Consider the following 1045-nt stretch of genomic DNA (forward strand, 5'->3'; position numbering starts at 1 on the left):
GTCGGCTTCTGAAGCCGATTTTTATGTCAGGATCTTCGCCAGGCCGGTGTGCCGTTCACATCATCTGTTGTTCAGCTATCGCAAAACCTGAAGGGTGAATCGTGGTACTGCAACAACTGCAGGGTCAGGCGTTCAAAGCGTCTGGCCCTGCTTCATATTGCGTATGGCGAGCGGCTATCGCCCAAGCGATACGCGCCAGTTTGTTAGCCAGGGCACAGGCCACGACATTTGAATGTCGTCGACTGAGCAAGGTTTTAACCCAGTCAGCCAGAGCGCCTTTCTGGTGATCCAGCCTCTGCATATAGACCCTGGAACACTGCACCAACAGTTGTCGCAGATGCTTGTCACCCCGCTTGCTGATCCCCAGCAGATTGGCCTTGCCGCCCGTGCTGTACTGCCTGGGCACTAAGCCAACGGAGGCGGCAAAGTCGCGACCGCATCGGTACTGTTTACCATCGCCCATCTCCACAGCCAGCAGGCTGGCGGTGATCGGGCCGACACACGGCATGCTCAGCAAACGACTGCCCAGATCATCGTTGGCCAGTTGGCCCGCCAGTTCTTTATCCAGCGCTTTGATTTGCTCATCCAGATAGACGAAGTGATCGTGCAGGCGCTGCAATAAGACCGTCAGACGAACGGGTAATTCGTGCTCGGCCAAAACGCTCGCCAAACGCTTCATGATGGCCAATCCCTTGGGCAGGCTGATTCCAAACTCCAACAGAAAACCGTGCATCTGATTAGCCGTTTTGGTGCGGTCATGCACCAACGATTCGCGCATCCGATGCAGCACAGACAGGGTTTGCTGGGATTCGGTTTTAGGCGTAACGAAGCGCATGGATGGGCGGGAAGCGGCTTCACAGATCGCCTCAGCGTCGACGAAGTCATTTTTGTTGCCCTTGACGAAGGGCTTAACGAACTGCGGGGAAATCAGCTTGGCCGTGTGTCCCATCGCCATCAGTTGGCGAGCGACAAAATGCGACCCTGCACAGGCCTCCATCACCACGACACAGCTCGGCACATTGCCGAAAAACTGCATCATCTGCGC

The 1045-nt window shown here is 56.1% G+C and carries 1 protein-coding gene; it reads right to left on the bottom strand.

Annotated features, from left to right (window positions below; all coding sequences use genetic code 11):
- Positions 1-124: 124 nt before the first annotated feature.
- Positions 125-1045 (bottom strand): IS110 family transposase (locus tag INT12_RS30465; RefSeq protein ID WP_193041235.1); only part of this gene is annotated, 921 nt, incomplete at its 5' end.

It is taken from the genome of Pseudomonas sp. K8 (genome assembly GCF_014889455.1).
Taxonomy (GTDB): domain Bacteria; phylum Pseudomonadota; class Gammaproteobacteria; order Pseudomonadales; family Pseudomonadaceae; genus Aquipseudomonas; species Aquipseudomonas veronii.